This is a genomic window from Bradyrhizobium sp. CCBAU 25360, assembly GCF_028128695.1.
In the GTDB taxonomy this organism is placed as follows: Bacteria; Pseudomonadota; Alphaproteobacteria; order Rhizobiales; family Xanthobacteraceae; genus Bradyrhizobium; species Bradyrhizobium ottawaense.
Genome location: NZ_LBJA01000026.1, coordinates 17,270 through 40,167 on the forward strand (window position 1 = coordinate 17,270; position 22,898 = coordinate 40,167).

Annotated in this window: 23 protein-coding genes; 12 read left to right on the top strand and 11 right to left on the bottom strand. The window is 65.0% G+C overall.

Translation table 11 applies throughout. The features are described from left to right. Nucleotides 1–3: 3 nt before the first annotated feature. Genes napA through napE form a run of 3 tightly spaced genes read right to left on the bottom strand, consistent with a single transcriptional unit; the run spans nucleotide 4 to nucleotide 3,048 of the window. On the bottom strand, nucleotides 4–2,508 hold the full coding sequence (gene napA, locus XH81_RS05375) for a nitrate reductase catalytic subunit NapA (RefSeq protein ID WP_028140227.1): 2,505 nt from the start codon (nucleotides 2,506–2,508) through the stop codon (nucleotides 4–6). 17 nt (nucleotides 2,509–2,525) lie between these two features. Beyond that, entirely contained in the window at nucleotides 2,526–2,840 is a 315-nt protein-coding gene (locus XH81_RS05380; protein WP_028140226.1) for a chaperone NapD, read from the bottom strand. A gap of 19 nt (nucleotides 2,841–2,859) precedes the next feature. Then, on the bottom strand, nucleotides 2,860–3,048 hold the full coding sequence (napE, locus tag XH81_RS05385) for a periplasmic nitrate reductase, NapE protein (protein ID WP_028140225.1): 189 nt from the start codon (nucleotides 3,046–3,048) through the stop codon (nucleotides 2,860–2,862). A 238-nt stretch (nucleotides 3,049–3,286) separates the two neighbouring features. Between napE and XH81_RS05390 the strand changes: the two genes are divergently transcribed. From XH81_RS05390 to XH81_RS05445, 12 genes are all read left to right on the top strand, one after another. Next, complete coding sequence (locus XH81_RS05390; RefSeq protein ID WP_028140224.1) at nucleotides 3,287–4,492, top strand: LLM class flavin-dependent oxidoreductase; 1,206 nt, start codon at nucleotides 3,287–3,289, stop codon at nucleotides 4,490–4,492. A gap of 9 nt (nucleotides 4,493–4,501) precedes the next feature. Further along, a complete protein-coding gene (locus XH81_RS05395; protein WP_271596069.1) occupies nucleotides 4,502–4,855 on the top strand; it encodes a DUF2200 domain-containing protein in 354 nt (117 codons plus the stop codon). A 118-nt stretch (nucleotides 4,856–4,973) separates the two neighbouring features. Further along, complete coding sequence (locus XH81_RS05400) at nucleotides 4,974–5,762, top strand: helix-turn-helix transcriptional regulator (RefSeq protein WP_271596070.1); 789 nt, start codon at nucleotides 4,974–4,976, stop codon at nucleotides 5,760–5,762. Nucleotides 5,763–5,911: 149 nt separating this feature from the next. Beyond that, complete coding sequence (locus XH81_RS05405) at nucleotides 5,912–6,799, top strand: L,D-transpeptidase (protein ID WP_028140221.1); 888 nt, start codon at nucleotides 5,912–5,914, stop codon at nucleotides 6,797–6,799. Nucleotides 6,800–6,887: 88 nt separating this feature from the next. After that, on the top strand, nucleotides 6,888–8,051 hold the full coding sequence (locus XH81_RS05410) for a cytochrome P450 (RefSeq protein WP_028140220.1): 1,164 nt from the start codon (nucleotides 6,888–6,890) through the stop codon (nucleotides 8,049–8,051). Nucleotides 8,052–8,258: 207 nt separating this feature from the next. Then, nucleotides 8,259–9,209 (top strand): sulfonate ABC transporter substrate-binding protein, encoded by a 951-nt coding sequence (locus XH81_RS05415; RefSeq protein ID WP_028140219.1) that lies wholly within the window; start codon nucleotides 8,259–8,261, stop codon nucleotides 9,207–9,209. Nucleotides 9,210–9,247: 38 nt separating this feature from the next. After that, a complete protein-coding gene (locus XH81_RS05420) occupies nucleotides 9,248–10,201 on the top strand; it encodes a sulfonate ABC transporter substrate-binding protein (protein WP_271596071.1) in 954 nt (317 codons plus the stop codon). Between the two features lie 8 nt (nucleotides 10,202–10,209). Continuing rightward, on the top strand, nucleotides 10,210–11,376 hold the full coding sequence (gene ssuD, locus XH81_RS05425) for an FMNH2-dependent alkanesulfonate monooxygenase (RefSeq protein WP_038948482.1): 1,167 nt from the start codon (nucleotides 10,210–10,212) through the stop codon (nucleotides 11,374–11,376). Next, nucleotides 11,373–12,179, top strand: coding sequence for an aliphatic sulfonate ABC transporter permease SsuC (ssuC, locus tag XH81_RS05430; RefSeq protein ID WP_038970845.1), 807 nt, complete (start codon nucleotides 11,373–11,375; stop codon nucleotides 12,177–12,179). Before ssuD ends, ssuC begins: the two co-directional genes overlap by 4 nt. Before the next feature lie 20 nt (nucleotides 12,180–12,199). Continuing rightward, nucleotides 12,200–13,027: an ATP-binding cassette domain-containing protein gene (locus XH81_RS05435; protein ID WP_028140215.1), complete on the top strand. Its 828-nt coding sequence runs from the start codon at nucleotides 12,200–12,202 to the stop codon at nucleotides 13,025–13,027. A 32-nt stretch (nucleotides 13,028–13,059) separates the two neighbouring features. Beyond that, complete coding sequence (locus tag XH81_RS05440) at nucleotides 13,060–13,641, top strand: flavin reductase family protein (protein ID WP_038970844.1); 582 nt, start codon at nucleotides 13,060–13,062, stop codon at nucleotides 13,639–13,641. A 94-nt stretch (nucleotides 13,642–13,735) separates the two neighbouring features. Then, nucleotides 13,736–13,894, top strand: a complete 159-nt coding sequence (locus XH81_RS05445) for a hypothetical protein (protein ID WP_018318398.1) — start codon at nucleotides 13,736–13,738, stop codon at nucleotides 13,892–13,894. A gap of 119 nt (nucleotides 13,895–14,013) precedes the next feature. Here XH81_RS05445 and XH81_RS05450 read toward each other — a convergent pair whose 3' ends face one another. The 8 genes from XH81_RS05450 to sciP form a co-directional block, all read right to left on the bottom strand. After that, nucleotides 14,014–15,162 carry a M20 family metallopeptidase gene (locus XH81_RS05450; protein ID WP_271596072.1) on the bottom strand — a complete coding sequence of 383 codons (1,149 nt, stop codon included), beginning with the start codon at nucleotides 15,160–15,162 and terminating at the stop codon, nucleotides 14,014–14,016. A gap of 284 nt (nucleotides 15,163–15,446) precedes the next feature. Further along, on the bottom strand, nucleotides 15,447–16,697 hold the full coding sequence (locus XH81_RS05455; RefSeq protein WP_271596073.1) for a vanadium-dependent haloperoxidase: 1,251 nt from the start codon (nucleotides 16,695–16,697) through the stop codon (nucleotides 15,447–15,449). A gap of 258 nt (nucleotides 16,698–16,955) precedes the next feature. Further along, the gene (flbD, locus tag XH81_RS05460) at nucleotides 16,956–18,341 is read right to left on the bottom strand and encodes a sigma-54-dependent transcriptional regulator FlbD (RefSeq protein ID WP_271596074.1); all 1,386 of its coding nucleotides are present in this window, start codon (nucleotides 18,339–18,341) and stop codon (nucleotides 16,956–16,958) included. A 33-nt stretch (nucleotides 18,342–18,374) separates the two neighbouring features. Further along, the gene (gene fliN, locus XH81_RS05465; protein ID WP_018318401.1) at nucleotides 18,375–18,725 is read right to left on the bottom strand and encodes a flagellar motor switch protein FliN; all 351 of its coding nucleotides are present in this window, start codon (nucleotides 18,723–18,725) and stop codon (nucleotides 18,375–18,377) included. 3 nt (nucleotides 18,726–18,728) lie between these two features. After that, nucleotides 18,729–19,352, bottom strand: a complete 624-nt coding sequence (locus tag XH81_RS05470; RefSeq protein ID WP_018318402.1) for a FliH/SctL family protein — start codon at nucleotides 19,350–19,352, stop codon at nucleotides 18,729–18,731. Then, nucleotides 19,352–20,443, bottom strand: coding sequence for a flagellar motor switch protein FliG (fliG, locus tag XH81_RS05475; protein ID WP_028140210.1), 1,092 nt, complete (start codon nucleotides 20,441–20,443; stop codon nucleotides 19,352–19,354). Before fliG ends, XH81_RS05470 begins: the two co-directional genes overlap by 1 nt. A 47-nt stretch (nucleotides 20,444–20,490) precedes the next feature. Continuing rightward, the gene (fliF, locus tag XH81_RS05480; RefSeq protein ID WP_095426625.1) at nucleotides 20,491–22,101 is read right to left on the bottom strand and encodes a flagellar basal-body MS-ring/collar protein FliF; all 1,611 of its coding nucleotides are present in this window, start codon (nucleotides 22,099–22,101) and stop codon (nucleotides 20,491–20,493) included. A 192-nt stretch (nucleotides 22,102–22,293) separates the two neighbouring features. Further along, nucleotides 22,294–22,569, bottom strand: coding sequence for a CtrA inhibitor SciP (gene sciP, locus XH81_RS05485; protein WP_002714638.1), 276 nt, complete (start codon nucleotides 22,567–22,569; stop codon nucleotides 22,294–22,296). Nucleotides 22,570–22,898: the final 329 nt, after the last annotated feature.

Sequence of the window (22,898 nt, forward strand, 5' to 3'; positions counted from 1 at the left end):
GGCTCACACCCGCTCGATGCGCACGGCGCATTTCTTGTAGTCGGTTTGCAGCGAGATCGGATCGGTGGCGTCCAGCGTCACCTTGTTGATCAGCTTGGATTCGTCGAACCACGGCACGAAGACCAGCCCACGCGGCGGCCGGTCGCGGCCGCGTGTCTCGACACGGGCGCGGATGAAGCCGCGCCGCGAGACCACCTTCACTTCGTCGCCGCGACGGAGCTTGGCCTCCTGCGCATCGTCCGGGTGCATGAAGCACACGGCCTCGGGGAAGGCCTTGTAGAGCTCGGGCACCCGGCGCGTCATGGTGCCGGAATGCCAGTGCTCCAGCACGCGGCCGGTCGAGAGCCAGAACGGATATTCGCCGTCGGGCGATTCCGCCGGCGGCTCGTAGGGCAGGGCGAAGATGCGCGCCTTGCCGTCCGGATAGCCGTAGAACTGCACGTCGGTGCCCTGCTTGACGTAGGGGTCGCTGCCCTCGCGGAAACGCCATTTGGTTTCCTGGCCGTTGACGACAGGCCAGCGCAGGCCGCGCTCGCGGTGATAGGTCTCGAACGGCGCGAGGTCGTGGCCGTGGCCGCGGCCGAACGAGGCGTATTCTTCGAAGAGTCCCTTCTGCACGTAGAAGCCGAATGCTTTGGATTCCTCGTTGGCGTAGCCCTCCTCGATCTCGGAGGTCGGGAATTTGTCGACCTGGCCGTTCTTGTAGAGCACGTCGAACAGGGTCTTGCCGCGAACCTCGGGTTTCTTGGCGATCAGCTCCTCGGGCCAGACCTCCTCGATCTTGAAGCGCTTGGAAAACTCCATGAGCTGCCAGAGATCGGACTTCGCCTCGCCGGGCGCGTTGACGAGCTGGTGCCAGAACTGCGTGCGCCGCTCGGCGTTGCCGTAAGCGCCCTCCTTCTCCACCCACATCGCGGTCGGCAGGATCAGGTCGGCGGCCAGGGCCGTCACCGACGGATAGGCGTCCGAGACCACGATGAAATTGTCGGGATTGCGGAAGCCCGGATAGGTCTCCTCGTTGGTGTTGGGGCCGGCCTGGAGATTGTTGTTGACCTGCACCCAATAGGCGTTGATGAGGCCGTCCTTCAGCATCCGGCTCTGCAACACGGCATGTGCGCCGGGCTTGTCGGGAATGGTGCCCTCGGGCAGCAGCCAGAGATGCTCGGCGTGGTCGCGGTGCTGCTTGTTGGTCACCACCATGTCGGCGGGGAGGCGGTGCGAGAAGGTGCCGACCTCGCGCGCGGTGCCGCAGGCGGAGGGCTGCCCGGTCAGCGAGAACGGGCTGTTGCCGGGCGAGGAGATCTTTCCGGTCAACAGATGGATGTTGTAGACGAGGTTGTTGCACCAGACGCCGCGGGTGTGCTGGTTGAAGCCCATGGTCCAGAACGAGACCACCTTGGTCTTCGGGTCGGCATAGAGCTCGGCCAGCGCCTCGAGGCGGTTCAGCGGCACGCCGGACATCTCCGCGGCTTTCTCCAGCGTGTAGTCCGAGACGAACTTGACGAATTCGTCGTAGCTCATGTCGGTGGAGTCATTGGCCTTCGCCGCACCCGTCGCCTTCTTCTGCAGCGGATGCTCGGGCCGCAGGCCGTAGCCGATGTCGGTCTGGCCGCGCCTGAAGATGGTGTGTGCGGCGACGAAGTCCTTGTGGACCCGGCCGGTCTTGATGATGTGATGGGCGATGGCGTTGAGAATGTAGAGGTCGGTTTGCGGCTTGAACACCATGCCGATGTCGGCGAGGTCGAACGAGCGGTGCTCGAAGGTCGAGAGCACGGCGACGCGGACATGCGGCGCCGAGAGCCGGCGGTCGGCGAGGCGCGTCCACAGGATGGGGTGCATCTCCGCCATGTTGGAGCCCCACAGCACGAAGGCGTCGGTCGCCTCGATGTCGTCGTAGCAGCCGGCCGGCTCGTCGATGCCGAAGGTGCGCATCATGCCGGCGACGGCCGAAGCCATGCAGTGCCGCGCGTTGGGATCGATGTTGTTGGTGCGGAAGCCGGCCTTGAACAGTTTCGAGGCGGCATAGCCTTCCCAGATCGTCCACTGGCCCGAGCCGAACATGGCGACGCCGTTCGGTCCGCGCTTCTTCATCGCCTCCTTCCACTTCACCTCCATGATGTCGAAGGCTTCGGTCCAGGACACGGGTGTGAACTCGCCGTTCTTGTCGTATTTGCCGTTCGCCTTGCGCAGCATCGGCTGCGTCAGGCGGTCGTGGCCGTACATGATCTTGGAGAGGAAATAGCCTTTGACGCAGTTCAGGCCGCGATTGACCTCGGCCTTGATGTCGCCGTGGGTCGCGACCACGCGGTTGTCCTTGGTGGCGACCATCACGGAGCAGCCGGTGCCGCAGAAGCGGCAGGCGGCCTTGTCCCATTTCAATTCGCTCGCCTCCCGCTCGGCGGCGAGATTGGCGGCGAGCGCCGGGACCGGCATGCCGGCAGCGGCGGCCGCGATCGCGGCAGCCTCCAGCTTCAGCATCTGGCGGCGGTCGAGCTTTGGCGATGTCATGATGGCTCTCCCGGTCTTTAGGCGGTTTCGATGGCGTGGAAGACGAGCGCCGCGGAATAAACGTGTCGCAGGGATTGGATGGTGTTGAGCATGGTGCCGAGGCTGCCGGCGTCCAGCGCCTCGGCCACGACCACGAGCTTGCCACGCACGTCGCGGCCGTAAATCTCGCAGCCCGCGAGGGCGGTGATGTCGGCTTCGACGTCGGCGAGATGCTCGGGGCGCGCCTGCACCACGATACTGGCAATCTCGCCCCCGGGCGGGGGCACGATGCGGTCGGCGCCGAGCACCTGTCCCGTGATCAGCGCGCGACGGTTGAGTTTGGCTTGGGCCATATGCCTGCCTTTCTGGATATCAATGCGGGGTCGGAGGCGGGCCGGGCGGGCCCGCGAACATCTGGTAGATCCACACGGCCAGCCCGTAGCTGCCGACGGTCCCGACCGCGAGGACGGGCATCACGACCGCCGTCAGGAACAGGAACGCGAAGATCTCCATGCGCCGTTGGCGCAAGCGCCCAGTCGTGTCGTCGCCGGGGGCCGGCATATCCGGTCTCTCTCTTGCAGTGCCTAAGATCTTGACGGCTTACGGCCGTCGCTCCGTGAACTTGTCAAACTATATCGCCGGAGACCGCCGATTCTGACATGGATCAATGCGCCTTGCATCAACTAAGTCGTCGCATTTCGCATGGCTGATTCGAGCCCGTGATGGCGAGCAGCCATGGACAGCGCGACCCCGCTCATTAAGATGCCATTAACAACAATAATCGCGGGAGAACGACGCCATGAAGTTCGGCATCTTCTACGAGCTGCAACTGCCGCGGCCCTGGGTGGCTGGCGACGAGCTCGCCCTGTACCAGAACGCGCTGACGCAGATGGAGCTTGCCGACAAGCTCGGCTACGACCACGCCTGGGTGGTCGAGCATCACTTCCTCGAGGAATATTCGCACTCGCCGTCACCGGAATCCTTCCTCGCCGCAGCAAGCCAGCGCACCAGGAACATCCGCCTCGGGCACGGCATCCTGCAGCTCACCACCAATCATCCGGCGCGCGTTGCCGAGCGCGTTGCGGTGCTGGATCTGCTCAGCAACGGCCGCTGCGAGTTCGGCATGGGCGAGAGCGCCTCGATCACCGAACTCACGCCGTTCGGCCGCGATATGGAGACCAAGAAGGAAGTGTTCGAGGAAGCCGTCGCCGCGATCTTCCCGATGTTCAAGGACGCGGGCAGCGAGCATCACGGCAAGTATTTCGATATCCCCCTGCGCAACGTCGTGCCCAAGCCGGTGCAGAAGCCGCATCCGCCGCTATGGATGGCCTGCTCGCAACTGCCGACCATCGAGCGTGCCGGCCGTCACGGCTTTGGCGCGCTCGGCTTCCAGTTCGTCAGCGCCGACGCCGCGCATGCCTGGGTGCACGCCTATTACAACGCGATGACCAAGCGGCTGCATAAACTGGCGGACTACCAGATCAACCCGAACATGGCGCTGGTCTCGTTCTTCATGTGCGCCAAGACCGACGAGGAGGCGCGCGCCCGCGCCGACGGCGCCACCTTCTTCCAGTTCGCGCTGCGCTTCTACGGTGCCTCGCAGAACCGCCAGCGGCCTGCGCCCTACACCGTCAACATGTGGGACGAGTACAACAAGTGGAAGCGCGACAATCCTGAAGCGCAGGAGGCGGCGCTGCGCGGCGGCCTGATCGGCTCGCCGGAGACGATCCGCAGGAAGCTGAAGCGCTTCCAGTCCTCGCATATCGACCAGGTCATCCTGCTCAACCAGGCCGGCAAGAACAGCCACGAGCACATCTGCGAATCGCTGGAGCTGTTCGGCCGCGAGGTGATGCCGGAGTTCCAGAACGACCCGGCGCAGGCAGCCTGGAAGCAGGGCGTGATGAGTGGCGAGATCAAGCTGGAGGAGATCGACACCGAGGCCTTTACGGACCGCTACGGCAAGCTGGCGATCAGTGTCGCCCCGGCGAAGGCGGCGGCGGGGTAGGGGGCTCTGTTGACAAAGCACCGGATCTACACGACCAGCTTCGCCAGCGTTTACCCGCTCTATGTTGCGAAGGCGGAGAAGAAAGGGCGCTCGAAGGCCGAGGTCGATCAGATCATCTCTTGGTTGACGGGCTATGGTCCGAAGGAGCTGCAAGTCCAACTGGAAGGACAGACGGATTTTGAGACCTTCTTTGCAGAGGCCCCTGCAATCAACCCCTCGCGCACCCTCATCAAAGGCGCGGTGTGTGGCGTTCGAGTGGAGGACATCAAGGAGCCAACGATGCGGGAAATCCGTTACTTGGATAAGCTGATCGACGAACTGGCCCGGGGAAAGACAATGGACCAGATTCTGCGAAGAAAGTGATTTCGAGCGGCTACCGTCCATTCGGCTCAGCGATGTTCGCGCAATCTGCCACGCAGAGCGGCCTTCCGGCGCGCCGCCATTGCTGGTAGACCACGTCAAAAGCGACAGGGAGAAGACGATGCGCCCTTGCGGGACGTCCACAACTGCAGCGGCAGGCGATATCGCGCCCGCGGTGCTCGCCATAGGCCGCTCCGATTTCCCAAAAGTCCTGATCGACACGCTGCGCCGCCACGCCGATGTCGGCCATTGCATGGTGTTCGCGCTGAGCCGTTCCGGTGCCGCGACCTGCCTGCTCGATGCAGGCAACATCCCGATCGGCGGCGATCTCGGCGCGGCCTATGCCGGGCACTTCCATGAATCAGATCCCAACCGCGATGCGCTGTTCGAAGGCGAGGGCCCTGCGCCGATCATGCTGCCGTCGTTCGCGCCGCGCATGTATGGTGCGCGCTACCGCAAGATATTCTTCCAGGATTCCGGCATCGTCGACAAATGCGCGACCGCGATCTGGACTGGCGACACCTGCTTCTACGTCAATTTCTACCGCATCACGGCCCAGGGCCGCTTCAGCGCCGCGCAGCGCGAACGGCTGCAGGCGATCGCGCCAGCGATCGGCGCCAGCGTCGCACGTCATTTCCAGCAGGCCGCGACCGCGACGCCTGACCAGAACCTCGCCACATTGTTCGCCACGCGCGCGCCGCTCTCCACGCTGACACCGCGTGAGCAGGAGGTCTGCCGTCGCATCCTGCTCGGTTTCAGCTCCGAGGCAATCTCGCAAGAACTCGGCATCAGCCTGCATTCGACCCTGACCTACCGCAAGCGCGCCTATCAGCGGCTCGGCATCTCCTCGCAGAACGAATTGTTTTCGATCGTGCTGGGTCTACTCGCGGGGCCGCACGGCCTGAACTGAGTATCAAGCGGTATCCCCCATTCTTGATGTCGCCGAACAAGAATTCCGCGTTAACCATCGCCAACGGTTCCCGTCTGCGCGGCATCGCTTCGAAGTTTCTTAAATTTTGCTGGGTACCTCTTCAGGCACAGTGACCCCTGGAGAAAGATATGGCTAAGCGGGCCAAGGCCAAACGTGGGAAGGCGGAGACGCTCGCAATCCCGATGGCCGCGAGGGTTGCAATTTGCGCCGTGGCCGTCGCCGCGTTGGGGTACGGTTTGCTGTCCGGCCAGGCGGGCGTGCAGCCGGTACGGAAGCCGCCCGCACAGGAAGCCCGGGCATCGTCGTCTCCTGTCTACGTGGCGCCTCCAGTTCATGCCGCAGCGGCGGTTCCGGCCCCGGCTGCAGCTCCGATTCCGGCACCGGTTCCGGCGCCTCTGGCCGAACCGCCCAAAGCCGACGCTGATGCTCCTGGAGCATTGGTGCGGCAGGTGGTCGACTATGCCAGCCGCCAGGCGCCGGGCACGGTCATCATCGATACCGGAAACACATTCCTCTATTTCGTCCTGAACGACAGGCAGGCGATGCGCTACGGCATCGGTGTCGGCCGCGAAGGTTTCACGTGGTCCGGTGAGCAGACCGTGGCCCGTAAAGCCGAATGGCCGGATTGGCATCCGCCCGTGGAGATGGTCTCGCGCCAGCCTTATCTGCCGCGCTTCATGGCAGGTGGTCCCGGCAATCCGCTCGGCGCCCGCGCAATGTATCTCGGGGAGACCGAATATCGCATTCACGGCACCAACAACCCCGCTACGATCGGCAAGCGCGTTTCGTCCGGCTGCATCCGGCTCACCAATGACGACGTCACGGACCTCTATGAACGGGTGAAGGTCGGCGCGAAAGTGATCGTGCTTCCGGCAGCCGCGGCTCGCCGACCGTCCCAGGGAGCGCCGGCCGACGCCGCATCGCGTTCGCCGGACCCGGCACCGCCGTCGAACCGGCCCTCGGCAGCCAACGCGCAGATGCTCCCATCTGGACCGAAGATCGCCGAGGCCCGGTAGCTCGGTCCGTCCCTATCGCTAGGGACAGACGCCGGCCGCGGAGTTCGCTAGTCTGGCCTGAAGGATACGACAATCCGGGGAGGCCGCTTTGAGCACCGCGCCGCGCATCGACATCGACCCTGTCGCGTTCTGGGCCGATCCCTATCCGATGCTCGCGACAATGCGGAAAGAAGCGCCGATCGCGTTCGTGCCGCAGCTCGGCTCGACCCTGCTGACCAGCCGCGACGACATCTCGATCTCCGAGAAGCAGATCGACGTGTTCTCCTCGCACCAGCCCGCCGGCCTGATGAACCGGCTGATGGGCCACAACATGATGCGCAAGGACGGCGAGGCGCACCAGGTCGAGCGCCGCGCGATGTTTCCGACGGTGTCGCCGAAGACGGTGAAGGCGCATTGGTCCGCGCTATTCCAGGCCCATGCCGACCGCATCTTCGACGCGATCGCGCCGGGGCGGATCGACTTCATGCGCGACTTCGCGCTGCCGTTCTCCGGCGAATGCCTGAAGTCGATCACCGGCCTCACCAATATCGGCTTTGGCGACATGGACGCGTGGTCGCAAGGCATGATCGAGGGCATCGCCAACTATGCCGGCGATCCCGCCGTCGAGGCGCGCTGCCATGCCGCGACGTCGGGCATCGACGCTGCGATCGACGACATCCTGCCGGTGATCACGAAGAACCCGGACCAGAGCATCCTCGGCGTGCTCGTGGCCTCCGGCATGCCGATGGACAGCGTGCGGGCAAATGTCAAACTCGCGATCTCAGGCGGCCAGAATGAGCCGCGCAAGGCCATCGCCGGCACGGTCTGGGCGCTCCTGACCCATCCCGAGCAGCTCGATCTGGTGCGCAAGGGCGAGGTGACCTGGCTCGAGGCGTTCGAGGAATATGCCCGCTGGATCTCGCCGATCGGCATGTCGCCACGGCGTATCGCCAAGCCGTGGAGCATCCGCGACGTTTCGTTCGAGCTCGACGAGCGTGTGTTCCTGATGTTCGGCTCCGCCAATCGCGACGAGAGGCATTTTGAGCGCGCGGATCAGTTCGACGTGCGGCGTGATACGACCAAGAGCGTCGCGTTCGGCGCCGGCCCGCATTTTTGCGCCGGCGCATGGGCCTCTCGCGCCATGATCGCCGACGTCGCGCTGCCGACCGTGTTCGCACGCGCCAGGCTTCTCGAGATCGCCGATGACGAGCCGGTGCGGATCGGCGGCTGGGCGTTTCGCGGACTGCAGAATCTGCCGGTGACATGGCATTAGCCGGGACCAGATCCGTGCGGCTCTCACATTCGCGTGCAGAAAAAATCCCTCTGCATCATCGCGGCCGCTTGAAAGATTAATCATGCGCGCTGCCGCACGCGCAGTGCTCGCATCACTATTTTTCCGCACGTCTCGACACCTCCGATAACCCGCACCATCATTCCTGAAACGTGAATGATGACGGCCGCACGCGGCCGGGAGTGTGGAATGCAGCGTCGTGACTTTCTCAAGCTCTCCATCGGAACCGCAGCCGCCGCTGCGCTCGCCTCGCCTGCGATCGCGCAAGGCGCGGTGAAGGAAATTCGTGTCGGCTACCAGAAGAACGGCGTGCTGGTCATCACGCGCCAGCAGGCCGCGCTGGAAAAACATTTCACGCCCCTGGGCATCGAGGTGAAGTGGGTCGAGTTCTCCTCGGGCCCGCCGATGATGGAGGCGATGAATGTCGGCAGCGTCGATTACGGCGCGGTCGGTGATTCCCCGCCGGTGTTCGCGCAGGCCGCGGGCGCCGCGATCGTCTATGCCGCGGGCCAGCCCATCACCAACGGCCAGGGCATTCTGGTGCCGAAAGATTCGCCGATCCGCGCGATCGGTGAGCTGAAAGGCAAGCGTGTCGGCTTCACCAAGGGCTCCAGCGCGCACAACATCGTGGTGCAGACGCTGGAGAAGGCGGGCCTCACCTATGCCGACATCACACCGGTCTATCTGACGCCGCCGGACGCCGGCCCCGCCTTTGCCAATGGCAGCATCGAGGCCTGGGCGATCTGGGATCCGTACTTCGCGATCGGTGAGACCAAACAGAGCGGCCGCATCCTGATCAACGCGCGCGAGGTCACCAAGACCAATTCCTTCTACATCGCCAACCGCGATTTCGCGAAGAACCACGGCGCGATCCTGCAGCAGATCGTTGACGTCACCACCGCGACCGCCAGATGGGCCGAGCAGCATCGCGACGAGGTCGCGAAGTCTCTCGCCGCGGTGACCGGCATTCCGCTGGAGATCCAGACCATCGCGGCGAACCGGTCGTCCTTCGTCGTCGGGCCCGTCACCGATGACATCGTCGCGACCCAGCAGGGCGTCGCCGATCGCTTCTACAAGCTCGGACTGATCCCGAAGCCGATCGCGATCCGCGACATCGTCTGGCGCAACCCGGCAGCCTGATCGTGCCGACCAGCCTTCCCACACACAGGGGTTTGAACATGAGGCGTATCATTCGGCGTCTGATCGCGGCCGTGGTGCTGTCGATCGGCATCGTCGCTGCCGCGGTCGGCACGTCCTACGGTCAGGACAAGGTGGTCCGCATCGGCTACCAGAAATACGGCAAGCTGGTGCTGCTCAAGAGCAAGGCCACGCTCGAGCCGAAGCTCGCCGCCGACGGCTACAAGGTGGTGTGGACCGAATTCCCCTCCGGCCCGCCGCTGCTCGAAGCCCTTAATGTCGGCGCGATCGATTTCGGAAACACCGGCGAAGCCCCGCCGATCTTCGCGCAGGCCGCCGGCGCGCCGATCCAGTACGTCGCCTATGAACCGCCGGCGCCGAAGGGCGAGGCGATCCTGGTGCCGAAGGACAGTCCGCTGAAGTCGGTCGCCGACCTCAAAGGCAAGAAGGTCGCGCTCAACAAGGGCTCTAACGTCCACTACCTCCTGGTCAAGGCGCTGGAGAAAGCCGGCGTGAAGTATTCGGAAGTTGAGCCGGTGTTCCTCGCACCCGCCGACGCGCGCGCCGCCTTCGAGCGCGGCGCGGTCGATGCCTGGGTGATCTGGGATCCGTTCCAGGCGGCGGCGGAGGCGGCCACCGGCGCGCGCACGCTCGCTGACGGCACCGGCATCGTCGCCAACTATCAGTTCTACTTTGCCTCGAAGAAATTCCTCGGTGCCAATCCTGGGATCGTCGACGCCGTGCTCGCCGAGCTCAGCGCGGTCGACAACTGGGCCAAGGGCGACATCCACGCGGTGGCCGAGCAACTCGCGCCCGCGATCGGTCTGTCCGTTCCGGTCGTCGAGGTGGCCTTGAAGCGGCAGTCCTACGGCATCAAGCCCATCACCAATGCCGTCATCGCCGATCAGCAGCAGGTGGCCGATGCGTTCTTCGCGCTGGGCCTGATCCCCAAATCCATCAAGATCTCCGATGTGGCTCGGAAGTCAGGATCGTGAGCAAGGTCATGAGCAAGCAACCCAACACCAACATTCTCTGGTTCCTGCCGACCCACGGCGACGGCCGCTATCTCGGCACCGGCGTCGGCGGCCGTGAGGTCAATTTCAACTATCTGCGCCAGATCGCGCAGGCCGCCGATCAGCTCGGCTATTTCGGCGTGCTGCTGCCGACCGGGCGGTCCTGCGAGGATTCCTGGATCGTCGCCTCCGCAGTCGCACCGTTCACCGAACGGCTGCGTTACCTCGTGGCTGTCAGGCCCGGCCTGCAATCGCCGAGCGTTGCGGCGCGCATGACCGCGACGCTCGATCGCGTCACGGGCGGCCGGCTGCTCGTCAACGTCGTCACCGGCGGCGATCCCGTCGAGAACAAGGGCGACGGCATCTTCCTCGGCCATGACGAGCGCTACGAGGTCACCCGCGAGTTCCTGGGCGTCTATAGCGACCTGCTCGCCGGCAAGACGGTCAATGTCGAGGGCAAGCACATCCATGTCGAGGGCGGCAAGCTGCTGTTTCCGCCGGTGCAGTCGCCGCGCCCGCCGCTCTATTTCGGCGGCTCCTCGGACGCCGGCATCGACGTCGCCGTCGATACCGTCGATAAATATCTCACCTGGGGCGAGCCGCCGGCCCTGGTGGCCGAGAAGATCGCCAAGGTGAGGGAGGTCGCAGCTGCGCGCGGCCGCAAGCTGTCCTTCGGCATCCGCCTTCATGTGATCGTTCGCGAAACCAACGAGGAGGCCTGGGGTGCCGCGAACGAGCTGATCAGGCATGTCAGCGACGACACCATCGCGCTGGCGCAGAAGAACTTTGCCCGCATGGACTCCGTCGGCCAGCAGCGCATGGCGCAGCTTCACGGCGGCAAGCGCGACAAGCTCGAGATCGCCCCGAACCTGTGGGCCGGCGTCGGCCTCGTGCGTGGCGGCGCCGGCACGGCGCTGGTCGGCGACGCCGAGACCGTCGCGGCCCGGATCAAGGAGTATCAGGAGATCGGCATCGATACCTTCATCATGTCGGGCTATCCGCATCTGGAGGAAGCCTATCGCTTCGCCGAGCTGGTGTTCCCGCTGCTCTCGCTGGAGCAGCCCTCCAACGTGACGAAGCTGCATTTCAATGGCGGTCCGTTCGGCGAGACGGTCGGCAGCGACTTCCGTCCGCAACATCGGGTGTCGCAGTCATGAGCGTGATCGACAGCGTTTCACTCCCGCGCAGCTTTCGTTTGCCGCGGATCGACGGCCTGATCCAGTGGATCGTGCCGCTCGCCATCATCGCGATCTGGCAGGTCGCCAGCGTGACCGGCTTCGTGCCGACGCGGGTGCTGCCGGCCCCGAGCGACGTCCTGCTCGCCGGCTGGAAGCTGCTGCTCTCCGGCGAGCTCGTCCGCAACATCTGGGTCTCGTTCTGGCGCGCCTCGATCGGTTTCCTGATCGGCGGCAGCATCGGCTTCGCGTTCGGTCTCGCCAACGGCCTGTCGCAGCTTTCGGCAAAACTCACCGACACCACGTTGCAGATGGTTCGCAACGTGCCGCATCTCGCGCTGATCCCGCTGGTCATCCTGTGGTTCGGCATCGACGAGAGCGCAAAACTGTTCCTGGTGGCGCTGGGCGTGTTCTTCCCGATCTACCTCAACACGCTGCACGGCATCCGCACCGTCGATCCGCAGCTGGTCGAAATGGGCCGCATCTACGGCATGACCGACGGCGAATTGTTCCGCCGCGTGATCTTCCCGGGCGCGCTGCCGTCGATCTTCGTCGGTATCCGCTTCGCGCTCGGCATCATGTGGCTGACCCTGATCGTCGCCGAGACCATCGCGGCGTCATCGGGCCTCGGCTACATGGCGATGCAGGCGCGCGAGTTCATGCTGATCGACGTCGTCGTGCTCTCGATCCTGATCTACGCCCTGCTCGGCAAGCTCGCCGACAGCGCCTCCCGCGTGCTGGAGCGTTTGACGCTCTCCTGGCACCCCGCCTTCCAGAAAAATTGAGCAGAGATACTGGGAATCACATGCAGACAGCCGTTCGTAGCTCCCTTCCGGAAACCGAGCTCGCCAGCCGCGCCAATTTTGCGCCTCACGCGCGCGTCGTGCGCGAGGCGCAAAGCACCGGCCTGCCGCTCAGCATCCGGGGCTTGCGCAAATCCTTCGGTAGCAACGAGGTGCTGCGCGGCATCGATTTGCACATTCCCGCCGGCCAGTTCGTCGCCATCGTGGGAAAAAGTGGTTGCGGCAAGAGCACTCTGCTGCGCCTCATCGCGGGCCTCGACAAGATCGACGCCGGCAGCATCAGCTTCGGCCAGGACATTCAGCCCGAGGACATTCGCGTCATGTTCCAGGAGCCGCGGCTGTTGCCCTGGGCCCGCGTGCTCGCCAATGTCGAGGTCGGCCTCGGCCGCGATCGCGCCTCCGCCGATGCGCATGCACGCGCCGAGAAGGCCTTGAGGGAGGTCGGGCTCGCCGACAAGCGCGACCAGTGGCCGTCGGTGCTGTCGGGCGGCCAGAAGCAGCGCGTCGCGCTCGGCCGTGCGCTGGTTTCCCGTCCGCGCGTGCTGGCCTTCGACGAGCCGCTTGGTGCGCTGGATGCGCTGACCCGGATTTCGATGCAGCGCCTTTTGGAGCGTGTCTGGCGCGACCAGGGCTTTACTGCGATTTTGGTGACCCATGACGTCGCCGAGGCCGTGGCGCTGGCGGACCGGGTGCTGGTGATCGAAGAGGGCCGCATCGCCCATGATGTCGTGGTTCACGCAGGCCGGCCGCGCCAGCGCGGCTCGGCCGAGCTTGCGGGTCTGGAGGGCTCGATCCTGAGCCACCTGTTGTCGGCGGACGATCGTACCTAGATACAAGGGAACCCCGTCTCGGGGACCATGCCATGAATGTAGTGCCTCGCGATCTCATGACTGAAATCCCCATCTCGTCCGCCGATTTCCGCGGCGCCATGCGCCATCTCACCGGCGGCGTCAGCGTCATCACGGCCGGGCGGGGCAAGGACATCACCGGCATGACGGTGACCTCGGTGACCTCGCTGTCGGTCGAGCCGCCGACGCTGCTGGTCAGCATCAATCGCGACGCCTCGTCCTTCCCCTTGATCCGGCGCCACGGCGCTTTCGGCGTGAACATCCTCAACGCCGACCAGCTCGACGTCGCCGAACGCTTTGCCGGCAAGGACGGGCTGAAGGGCGCTGACCGTTTCACGGGCGCCAAATGGGTGACGGCGGTCTCGGGCGTTCCGCTGCTCGTCGGCGCGCTGTCGGCCTTCGATTGCGAGGTCGAGGAGATCGTGGAGCGACATTCGCACGGCATCGTCATCGGCCGTGTCAGGAACGTCAGGAATTCCACCCGCAACGCGGCGCTGGCCTATTGGCATGGCCAGTACGTGGCGGTCGACCAGGACGAGGACGCCGCGAGGCTTGCGGACGTGAGCGTTCCCGCGCGCGGCCGGCGCGGCCTTTGATCGCGCGGGTGGCCGGCGCGGAAGGCTGGCCTTTTCCCCGTCATCGCTCTAGAAGCGCCTGAGCCTCCCGCCGGGACGGCAATGGAGCGGATCGATGAAGCGCGTCGCGACCTGGGCGTTCTATGCCATCGGCGCGCTGGCGATCGCCTATCTCGCGCTCTACGCCTACGCGATGTTCTCGGGCCAGCCCGTGATCATCCCCGGCGATCCCATCCACATCTTCCGCAAGCCGGACGCGCCGAGTTATTCGTAGACACTCGGGAGGTTTCGTAGGGTGGGCAAAGGCGCACTTGCGCCGTGCCCACCATCTCGTTCCCAATTGCCGTCAAATCGTGGGCACGCTTCGCTTTGCCCACCCTACGGCACCTGCATTCATCCCCTCAAAATCGCCAGCGCCAGCGCTTGCGCGCGCGGCACGATGCTGTCGATATCGAGATACTCCTCCGGCGTGTGCGCGAGGCCGCCGACCGGCCCGAGGCCGCAGATGGTCGGCGTGCCCACGGCGGCGGTGAAGCCGGAATCGGCGCAGCCGCCGGAGAACTCGCCCTGGAGCGTGGTGAGGCCGGCCTCTCTTGCAGCCGCCTGGTAGTTCTCGAACAGCGCCTTCGAATCCGCGCTCTGCACCACGGGCACGAACTCGCCCTTGATGGTCAGCGTCGCACGCGTGCCCGGCACGTAAGACGTTGCGACGATGGTCTCGATCGTGTCCATCACCCGCGCACGATCCGCGGGATCGACATAGCGCAGGTCGATCTGGCCCTCGGCGTAAGGCGCCGTGGTGTTGACGGACTGTCCGCCCGAGACCAGGCCGACATTGAGCGTGATGCCCTTGTCGAGATCCGAGAGCGCGTGGATCTGCACGATCTTGTGCGCGAGCTCGCCGATCGCGCTGACACCCGCGGCGAAATTGGCGCCGGAATGCGCGGCTTTGCCGGTGATGGCAAGATGCATGAAGATGCCGCCCTTGCGCCCCGTCACGATGTTGCCGGTGGGGCGGCCCGGCTCGGAATTGAACACGGCGCGGGCGGAGCGGCCTTCACGCTCGATCACGGGCCGCGAGGAGGGCGAGCCGATCTCCTCGTCCGAGGTGATCAGCAGCTTGATCGGATGCGGGTTGCCGCCGAATTTGTGGAAGGCGGTCGCGACGAAGATGTTCATGACGACGCCGGACTTCATGTCGGCGACGCCAGGCCCATAGGCGCGGCCGTCCCTGATCGTGAACGGGCGCCGCTCCGCTTCACCCTTGCCGAACACGGTGTCGCGGTGTCCCATCAACAGCACCGGCTTCTCGTTGCTGCCGGGCTTGGCCACCTCGGCATGGATCGCGTCGCCGAAGGCGTCGTGGCTCTCGCGCCGGAACGGAATGCCATGCTCGGCAAAATGCCGCTCGAACCGCGCACCGACCGCATCGACGCCCTCCTTGTCGTAGGAGCCGGAATCGATGTTCACGACATCGCGAAGCAGATCGATCATCGCCTGCCGCTGCGATGCCAGCCAGTCCGTGATTTGAGATTGAGACATGTTTACCCTCGTGGTTCTCACGCGGGGTTATAGGGCTTCGCATGCGTGCGACCTAGTCGGAGAACGCGGTGCGGCCATGTCCATCGCTGTCGTCCCCGCGAACGCGGGGACCCATACCGCGGAATCTATCGACTGAAGGCGATAGAGGTACCGAACGACGAATCTTCGCCAAACTCCCCCCTGGCGTAATGGGTCCTGGCTTTCGCCAGGACGACGGCGGAGGGTGGGGCGGCGGTGCGAGCCCCGCTCGCAAAGAAGAACGCCCGGGACCCGCCCCGGGCATTCTAACGCTTCGGTTCCGCCATTGCCTCCACACCGCGAAGCTGCGTCGCGACGACCAGCGCGCCGATCTTCCGACCCATGTCCTTGCCGACTTCGGTCGAGAACCGGTAGTGGAAGCCGGCCCAGATGCGCGCATTGGAGACTTCGTCGCTATAGTCCTGGAGCCGCGACCATTTGCGCGTGACCCCTGGCGCCGTCGGGCTGGTCAGTGAGAACTCGCCAAAATCTCCAACGACGGTCTGGAGCACGGTCGAAATTGCGGCCGAGATGATGCAGTGAGCGCAGGGATATTCAGGATGCATCGGCGTGTCCCCAAGCGGCAGCCAGGAGGGATCGCGAGGCGTTGCGGCATTCGAGGTCAGATCGGCATTGCGTATGGCCGTGATCGGGCGCCAGAAATTGTAATGGTACTTGGCGTCGAACACGGCAACGATGGCATCGTTCCCGGCAATCGACGTCAGGGCGAACAGGCGGGCGCAGTCGACGAGATCCACTCCCTTGGCCAAGGCGGCCTGCCTCACGATGGGATTGTAGGTGCGGGCGCCGACAGAGAACCAGAAGCGGCCGATCGTCGTCTGCTCGGGTGTCCGGGTCGGGCTGCCTCTGCCGCCGACCTCGCGGATTTCGTTGACGTCCCTGGTCCAAACCTCTGAATCGAGTGCCGGCGGTGGTCCGGGGCGAAACTGCGATCCGGACGCCATGACCCACGGCGTTGTCGCACCGGTGGTCGAGAAGAGCGGGACGACGGTTGGAATATAGGCGCCCGGTGTGGTCGGGGGCCGGTACGTTTCCACGGCGGCGCTGCCATCGTTCGCGCGAAGCTGGATGATCTGCGCCGCAGCTTCTTTCCCGAGCGCGATGCCGGCGCTCTTGGACTCGCCCTCGGCAATCGGCGTCAGCGCGTTCGTCAGTGTCGCATCCAGGTCCGGCTTGAGGTCCGGATAGATCGACAGCAGCACGTCGTGAGCCGCAACTGCCCCCGCGGCTTCCCGCGAGGTCGAACGCTCCGCGGACAGCGTGACCTTGTAAGGCGCGTAGCGGCGGTCGATCGCATTGACGGCCTCGAACATTGCAACGTGCATCATGGACAAGGCGCGGCTGTGCGGCGCCGGAAGAATCTGTTTCTCGGCGGCGATCGCATCGGCTTTGGCGTTCCAGTCCATGATTACGTCCGCGCGCGCAAGCGGCACGGTGGCCGAGATCAGCGCTGCAATCAGCGAAAAGCGGGAGATCGTCCACGAAGCGTATTTCATGGCGTGCCCTTTCGGTTAAGGAGGTTCGCGAAACGCGGATGCGGCACCTCGCCGGCATCCTGCCAAGCGGCATCGGGACTCTAACGATGTTGCGGCGTGTCCTTTGTGAACTGCTTCACGCACCGTTCCTCCCGGCGCTGTCCCGGCCCCACGCGCAATTGCGCAGCAGGCGGGGACGACACCAGCATAGCACTACCCCGCAAAGAAAAATGCCCGGGACTGGCCCGGGCATTCGCATCTCAATTTTGTCAGAAGCCCTTACGCTCCCATCATCGGTATGCGCGGATACTCGCCCGGCGTTCCCGCGGGCGTGATCGGGATGCCGCCGTCGGAATATTCGTTGAGCTTGTTGCGCAGCGTGCGGATCGAGATGCCCAGGATGTTGGCGGCATGGGTCCGGTTGCCGAGGCAGTGCTTCAGTGTCTCCAGGATCAGGTCGCGCTCGACATCGGCGACGGTGCGCCCCACCAGCGCGCGCGTCACCTGCTCGGCGGCCATCGTGGCATGCGCCACGGCCGGAACGGTTTTCGCGAGGTCGAGGCGGTCGCCGTCCGGGGTGAGGATCGCGTCGGCTCCGATCTCGTCGCCCTGCGCCATCAGCACGGAGCGGTGCATGGTGTTTTCGAGCTCGCGGACGTTGCCCTGCCAGCGGTTGGCCGAGAGCACGCGGCGCGCTTCCGCCGAGATCGGGCGCACCGGCGCTCCGTTGGCTTCGGCGTACTTCTTCACGAAGTGCTGGGCGAGCTCGAGGATGTCGAGGGGGCGCTCACGCAGCGGCGGGATCTTCAGGTTGACGACGTTGAGGCGGAACAGCAGGTCCTCGCGGAACGTGCCTTCGCGCACGGCCTCGGCCAGATTGCGGTTCGAGGTCGCGATGATGCGGATGTCGACCGGCACCGGCTTGGTGCCGCCGACGCGGTCGATCACGCGCTCCTGGATGGCGCGCAGCAGTTTCGATTGCAGGCGGACGTCCATCTCGGAGATTTCGTCCAGCAGCAGCGTGCCGCCGGTCGCCTCCTCGAACTTGCCGATGCGGCGCGCGATCGCGCCGGTGAAGGCGCCCTTCTCGTGGCCGAACAGCTCGGATTCCAGGAGATGCTCGGGAATAGCGGCGCAGTTGATGGAGATGAAGGGGCGCTTGGCGCGCGCCGAGCGGGTGTGGACGTAGCGGGCCAGCACTTCCTTACCCGTTCCGGACTCACCGGTGACCATTACCGAGGCGTCGGATCCTGCGATCTGCTGCGCCAGCTTGATCACCTTCGCCATCGCCTCGTCGCGATAGACCAGCTCGCGGGAATCGTTGGCGACTGCGGCCAGCACCGCGGCGATCAGCTCCGGGTCCGGCGGCAGCGGGATGTATTCCTTGGCGCCGGCGTGGATCGCGGCGACCGCGGCGCGGGCGTCGTTGGTGATGCCGCAGGCGACGATCGGGGCATGAATGTGCTCGGCCTCGAGCCGCATCACGAGGTCCCGGATGTCGAGGGCGACGTCGACCAGCAGGAGGTCGGCGCCCTTGCCGCCGCGCAGCACGCGCATGGCCTGGTCGTGATCCTCGGCATGGGTCACGGTGGCGCCGTTGTCCATCGCGATCTTGGTGGCGGTGGTGAGCTGGCCCTTCAATGTGCCAACGATGAGAAGCCGCATGTCAGTCTCCTGTCCGTCTGGTCGCGCGCGCTATCAGCTGCGTTCGGTCTTGATGATTTCGGTCATGGTCACGCCGAGCTTGTCCTCGACCAGGACGACTTCGCCGCGGGCGACCAGCTTGTTGTTGACGTAGATGTCGATGGCCTCGCCGACGCGGCGGTCGAGCTCGAGCACGGTGCCGGGTCCGAGCTTCAGGAGCTCACTGACGTCCATCTTCGAGCGGCCGAGCACGGCCGAGACCTGCACGGGAACGTCGAACACCGCCTCGAGATCGGCGGCGGCACGCGCCGCATATTCGTCCTCGTTGTAGCCGACGTCCGTGCCGGTGGGCGGCATCGGGCCGTTGAGATCGGGCAGCGGGACCTGTCCGTCGGTGTCGCTCATGGCTTAGCTCCCCCTGCGGGACGCGACATAGCGTCCAACCATTTCGTCGATCTTGGCAGCGATGGCGCCGCGCTCCAGCACGACGCCGCCATCGGCCCATTCGATCCGGCAGTCGCCGGTCGCAATCTCCGGCTCGGCCAGGATCACCAGCCGTCCTTCGAAGCCGCTCTGCTTGGCGAGCCGCTCGATCTTCTCGCGGGCGCTGTCGTAGAGCGCGTCGTTGATGCGGACCACCAGATGCGGTGTCGCGACCAGATGCGAGAAGCAGTCCTTGACCAGTGCGACGATCTCGCCGAGCGGCTCGGCGGCGACCAGGTCTGCGCACAGCTTGCGCGCAACCGCCACCGCGACGTCGACCGCCTCGGTTTCCATCTTGGATTCGATGTTGCCGATGCCGGATGCGATGCCGCGGATGCCGATATTGATCTCTTCCATGGCAAGCGCGACGCGGCGGTCGCTCTCGGCCTTGGCCTCCTGCTGGCCGGCGGCAAAGCCGTCCTGATAGGCGCGCGCCTCGGCTTCCGCGACCTTCTGGGCGATCTCCGCAGCGGTCGCGGCCTTCTCGCGTGTCGTCCGCTCGGGCGCCGCGAAGTCGGTATCGAACAGGAATTTTGCCGGAGCGGCCATCAATACACCAGTTCGTCGTCGGCGCGGTTCTTGGTCAGCATGATCTCGCCCTTGGCGGCGAGATCCTTGGCGAGGTTGACCAGCAGCGCCTGGGCCTCGTCGACGTCGCGCAGCCGCACCGGGCCCATCGCCGCCATGTCGTCCTGGAGCATCTTGGCAGCGCGCGAGGACATGTTGCCGAAGAAGAAGTTGCGGACGTCCTCGTTGGCGCTCTTGAGCGCGACGCCGAGCTTGTCCTTGTCGACGTTGCGCATCAACGTCTGGGCCGAGCCGGAATCCAGCTTCACGAGGTCGTCGAAGGTGAACATCAGCGCCTTGATGCGCTCGGCCGATTCGCGGTTGTCCTCTTCCAGCGAGGTGATGAAGCGGGTTTCGGTCTGGCGGTCGAAATTGTTGAAGATTTCCGCCATCACCTCGTGGGCGTCGCGGCGGCGGGTCTGCGACAGGTTGGACATGAATTCTGTGCGCAGGGTCTTCTCCACGCTCTCGATCACCTCCTTCTGCACCGCCTCCATCTTCAGCATGCGGTTGACGACGTCGAGCGCAAGCTCCTCGGGGAAGATGCCGAGAACGCGCGCGGCGTGTTCCGGTTTCAGCTTCGAGAGCACCACCGCGATGGTCTGCGGATATTCGTTCTTGAGATAGTTGGCGAGCACCTCTTCCTGCACGTTGGAGAGCTTCTCCCACATGTTGCGTCCCGCGGGGCCGCGGATTTCGTCCATGATGCCGTTGACGCGCTCGGGTGCCAGATATTGCTGCAGCAGCCGTTCGGTGGCGTCGAAATTGCCCATCAGCGCGCCCGATGCCGACATGCGCGAGACGAATTCGAGCAGCATGTCCTCGACGGTGTCGACCTCGACGGTGCCGAGCGTCGACATCTCCAGCGAGAGCTGGCGCACCTCGTCGTCGTCGAGCAGTCCCCAGATCTTGCCGCCATATTGCTCGCCGAGCGCCAGCATCAGGATCGCCGCGCGCTTCGGCCCAGACACCGCTTCGACCGCGTTGCCCGCGCGGCTGCCGGCACGCTGGCCGAGCGTGGAAATGACGCTGGTGATGTCGTTCGAGTTGGCGTTTTGCAGACTGGCGGCCATGTCAGATCACTTCTTGATTCACTTGGCGAGGGATCACTTGGTGCGGATTACTTGGCAGGTTCGGTCAGCCACTGGCGGATGATGGCGACGGTTTCGTTGGGGTTACGCTCGGCGAGCTCGCCGACGCGATGAACGGACTGGGCGTGGACCTGGCCCTGGATGGTGGCAACGTCGATCGCGCTGGCGGCGCCGCTCGGCAGCAGCGCCTGGCCGGCTGGCGCGCTCTCTTCCGAAGCCGCCGGGCCGGCGAGAACGCCGGAGATGGCGGCGGCGACTTCGTCGGAGGCCAGGATGCGCTTGACCAGCGGGCGGATCACCAGGAACAGCACGATCAGGCCGAGCAGCATCATCACGCCGAGCTCGACGAAGTACATGACGTCGTCCTTGGTGAACTGGAGCATGCCGAGGAAGCCGCCGGGCTCGCCGATCGGGGCAGTGGAGGGCGCATCCGCAAAGCGCAGATTGACGACCTCGACCTGGTCGCCGCGCTTCTGGTCGAAGCCGATCGCCGAGCGCACCAGCGTGGCGATGCGGTCGAGCTGCTCCTTGGTGCGGTCCTGATAGGCCAGCTCGCCCTTGTCGTTCTTGGAGTAGATGCCGTCGACCAGCACCGCGACCGAGATGCGGTTGACCCGGCCGGCTTCGGTCACTTCGGTCTTGGTGGTGCGGGAGATCTCGTAATTGTTGGTCTCTTCGGACTTCTTGCTCTGGTCCTTGGCCGCGACGCCGTTGTTCTGCTGGTTGCCGGGCAGCTCGTTGTTGACGGTGACCTGGCCGTTGTTGTCGGCGGTCATGCTCTGCTCTTCGCGGGTCTGGCTCGAGCGCAGCACGCGGCCCTCGGGGTCGAACTTGTCCGAGGTCTGGGTGATCTTGTTGAAGTCGAAATCGGCGGAGAGCTGGACGCGGGCGCGGCCCGAGCCGACCACGGAGGAGACGATGTCCTCGACCTGCTTGCGCATCCGCTTCTCGAAGGAGATGCGGCGCTCGTCGCCGACCGCCTGCTCCGGATCGGTCGCGGCGCCGTCGGCGAGCAGCTGGCCGGCCTCGTCGACGATCGAGACCCGCTGCGGCTTCAATCCGTTGACGGCGGAGGCGACGAGGTGGCGGATGGCGCGGATCTGCTGGGCCTCCAGCGAGCCGCGGACGCGGACCACGATCGAGGCCGACGGCTCCGGCGCCTCGCGCGCAAACAGCGGGCGCTCGGGCAGCACCAGATGGACGCGGGCGGCCTGGATGCGGTCGATGGCACGGATGGTGCGGGCGAGCTCACCTTCCAGCGCGCGGAGGTGATTGATGTTCTGGACGAAGGAGGTGGTGCCGAGCGCGTCCGACTTGTCGAACACCTCGTAGCCGACGCCGCCCCCCTTGGGCAGGCCGCCCTCGGCGAGCTTCATCCGCAGGCGCGTGACCTTGTCCTTGGGCACCATGATGATGCTGCCCTCGTTGCGGATCTCGAACTGGATGCCCTGGCGTTCCAGGTCCTTGATAATGCCGGAGGAATCCTCGACGCTGAGGTCGGTGAACAGCGTCGTCATCTGCGGCGTGGTGACGCGCATGATGACGAACGCGAAAAAGCCGATGAGCGCGGCGGTGACCGCGATCATCGCCCCGAACCGGGCGGCGCCGATACTCTTCAAAAAGTCCGCAAGACCTTGCAAGCAACCGCCCCAACAGATTCGGCCGCTTTCACAGGAAAGGCCGACTGGGCAATTATTGCCTAGGTGATGGTTTCGATATGGTTAACGAAGGTTAAGAGGTCGGACAAAAGTCGCGCAAAGGACCGATATGAAAAAAATCGGCCTCGCAGGGCGAGGCCGATTTTCGTCAAAAGCCGCAGATTTCCGGATCGCCTACTGGCGATATTGCTGGATGCGGGTGGTGCGAAGACCCGCCAGACCATGCTGGTCGATGGAAAACTGCCAGGAGAGGAATTCGTCGACCGTCAGGGTATAACGGCTACAGGCCTCCTCCAGCGAGAGAAGTCCACCACGGACGGCGGCGACGACTTCGGCCTTGCGGCGGATGACCCAGCGTTTGGTGCCGGGTGCAGGCAGATCCGCGATCGTCAACGGACTGCCGTCCGGCCCGATGACGTATTTTACCCTCGGGCGATGGGGTTCTGTCATGGCGTACTCACAAACTCTCAACCACTGAACTCACGCCCGTAACCCTACGCCCGGCGGCTTAAAAATCCGCTAAGCCTAAGGCTTCAATACAATTCTCGTTGAAAATGGCTGGAACGGCGCCGTGTCGGCCGGCGAAACGGTGGAATCCGGGCCGGTCGAGGGGGACTTCGTAAATACTTTACTAACGAATGGAGCCGGAGCGCGGTGTCGCGGAGGCTCCAACTGTCGTCCCTGCGAAAGCAGGGACCCATACCGCGTGATCTATCGATGAGACGCGGGCAGCAGTACCAAGAATGACGTCCTAACCCCTGGTCTTCGCCAAACTTCTC

What these genes read in the sequence shown, in the direction of transcription:
- napA (WP_028140227.1), bottom strand. Translation starts at nt 2,508, where the DNA reads ATGACATCGCCAAAGCTCGACCGCCGCCAGATGCTGAAGCTGGAGGCT.
- XH81_RS05380 (WP_028140226.1), bottom strand. Translation starts at nt 2,840, where the DNA reads ATGGCCCAAGCCAAACTCAACCGTCGCGCGCTGATCACGGGACAGGTG.
- napE (WP_028140225.1), bottom strand. Translation starts at nt 3,048, where the DNA reads ATGCCGGCCCCCGGCGACGACACGACTGGGCGCTTGCGCCAACGGCGC.
- XH81_RS05390 (WP_028140224.1), top strand. Translation starts at nt 3,287, where the DNA reads ATGAAGTTCGGCATCTTCTACGAGCTGCAACTGCCGCGGCCCTGGGTG.
- XH81_RS05400 (WP_271596070.1), top strand. Translation starts at nt 4,974, where the DNA reads ATGCGCCCTTGCGGGACGTCCACAACTGCAGCGGCAGGCGATATCGCG.
- XH81_RS05405 (WP_028140221.1), top strand. Translation starts at nt 5,912, where the DNA reads ATGGCTAAGCGGGCCAAGGCCAAACGTGGGAAGGCGGAGACGCTCGCA.
- XH81_RS05415 (WP_028140219.1), top strand. Translation starts at nt 8,259, where the DNA reads ATGCAGCGTCGTGACTTTCTCAAGCTCTCCATCGGAACCGCAGCCGCC.
- XH81_RS05420 (WP_271596071.1), top strand. Translation starts at nt 9,248, where the DNA reads ATGAGGCGTATCATTCGGCGTCTGATCGCGGCCGTGGTGCTGTCGATC.
- ssuD (WP_038948482.1), top strand. Translation starts at nt 10,210, where the DNA reads ATGAGCAAGCAACCCAACACCAACATTCTCTGGTTCCTGCCGACCCAC.
- ssuC (WP_038970845.1), top strand. Translation starts at nt 11,373, where the DNA reads ATGAGCGTGATCGACAGCGTTTCACTCCCGCGCAGCTTTCGTTTGCCG.
- XH81_RS05435 (WP_028140215.1), top strand. Translation starts at nt 12,200, where the DNA reads ATGCAGACAGCCGTTCGTAGCTCCCTTCCGGAAACCGAGCTCGCCAGC.
- XH81_RS05440 (WP_038970844.1), top strand. Translation starts at nt 13,060, where the DNA reads ATGAATGTAGTGCCTCGCGATCTCATGACTGAAATCCCCATCTCGTCC.
- XH81_RS05445 (WP_018318398.1), top strand. Translation starts at nt 13,736, where the DNA reads ATGAAGCGCGTCGCGACCTGGGCGTTCTATGCCATCGGCGCGCTGGCG.
- XH81_RS05450 (WP_271596072.1), bottom strand. Translation starts at nt 15,162, where the DNA reads ATGTCTCAATCTCAAATCACGGACTGGCTGGCATCGCAGCGGCAGGCG.
- XH81_RS05455 (WP_271596073.1), bottom strand. Translation starts at nt 16,697, where the DNA reads ATGAAATACGCTTCGTGGACGATCTCCCGCTTTTCGCTGATTGCAGCG.
- flbD (WP_271596074.1), bottom strand. Translation starts at nt 18,341, where the DNA reads ATGCGGCTTCTCATCGTTGGCACATTGAAGGGCCAGCTCACCACCGCC.
- fliN (WP_018318401.1), bottom strand. Translation starts at nt 18,725, where the DNA reads ATGAGCGACACCGACGGACAGGTCCCGCTGCCCGATCTCAACGGCCCG.
- XH81_RS05470 (WP_018318402.1), bottom strand. Translation starts at nt 19,352, where the DNA reads ATGGCCGCTCCGGCAAAATTCCTGTTCGATACCGACTTCGCGGCGCCC.
- fliG (WP_028140210.1), bottom strand. Translation starts at nt 20,443, where the DNA reads ATGGCCGCCAGTCTGCAAAACGCCAACTCGAACGACATCACCAGCGTC.
- sciP (WP_002714638.1), bottom strand. Translation starts at nt 22,569, where the DNA reads ATGACAGAACCCCATCGCCCGAGGGTAAAATACGTCATCGGGCCGGAC.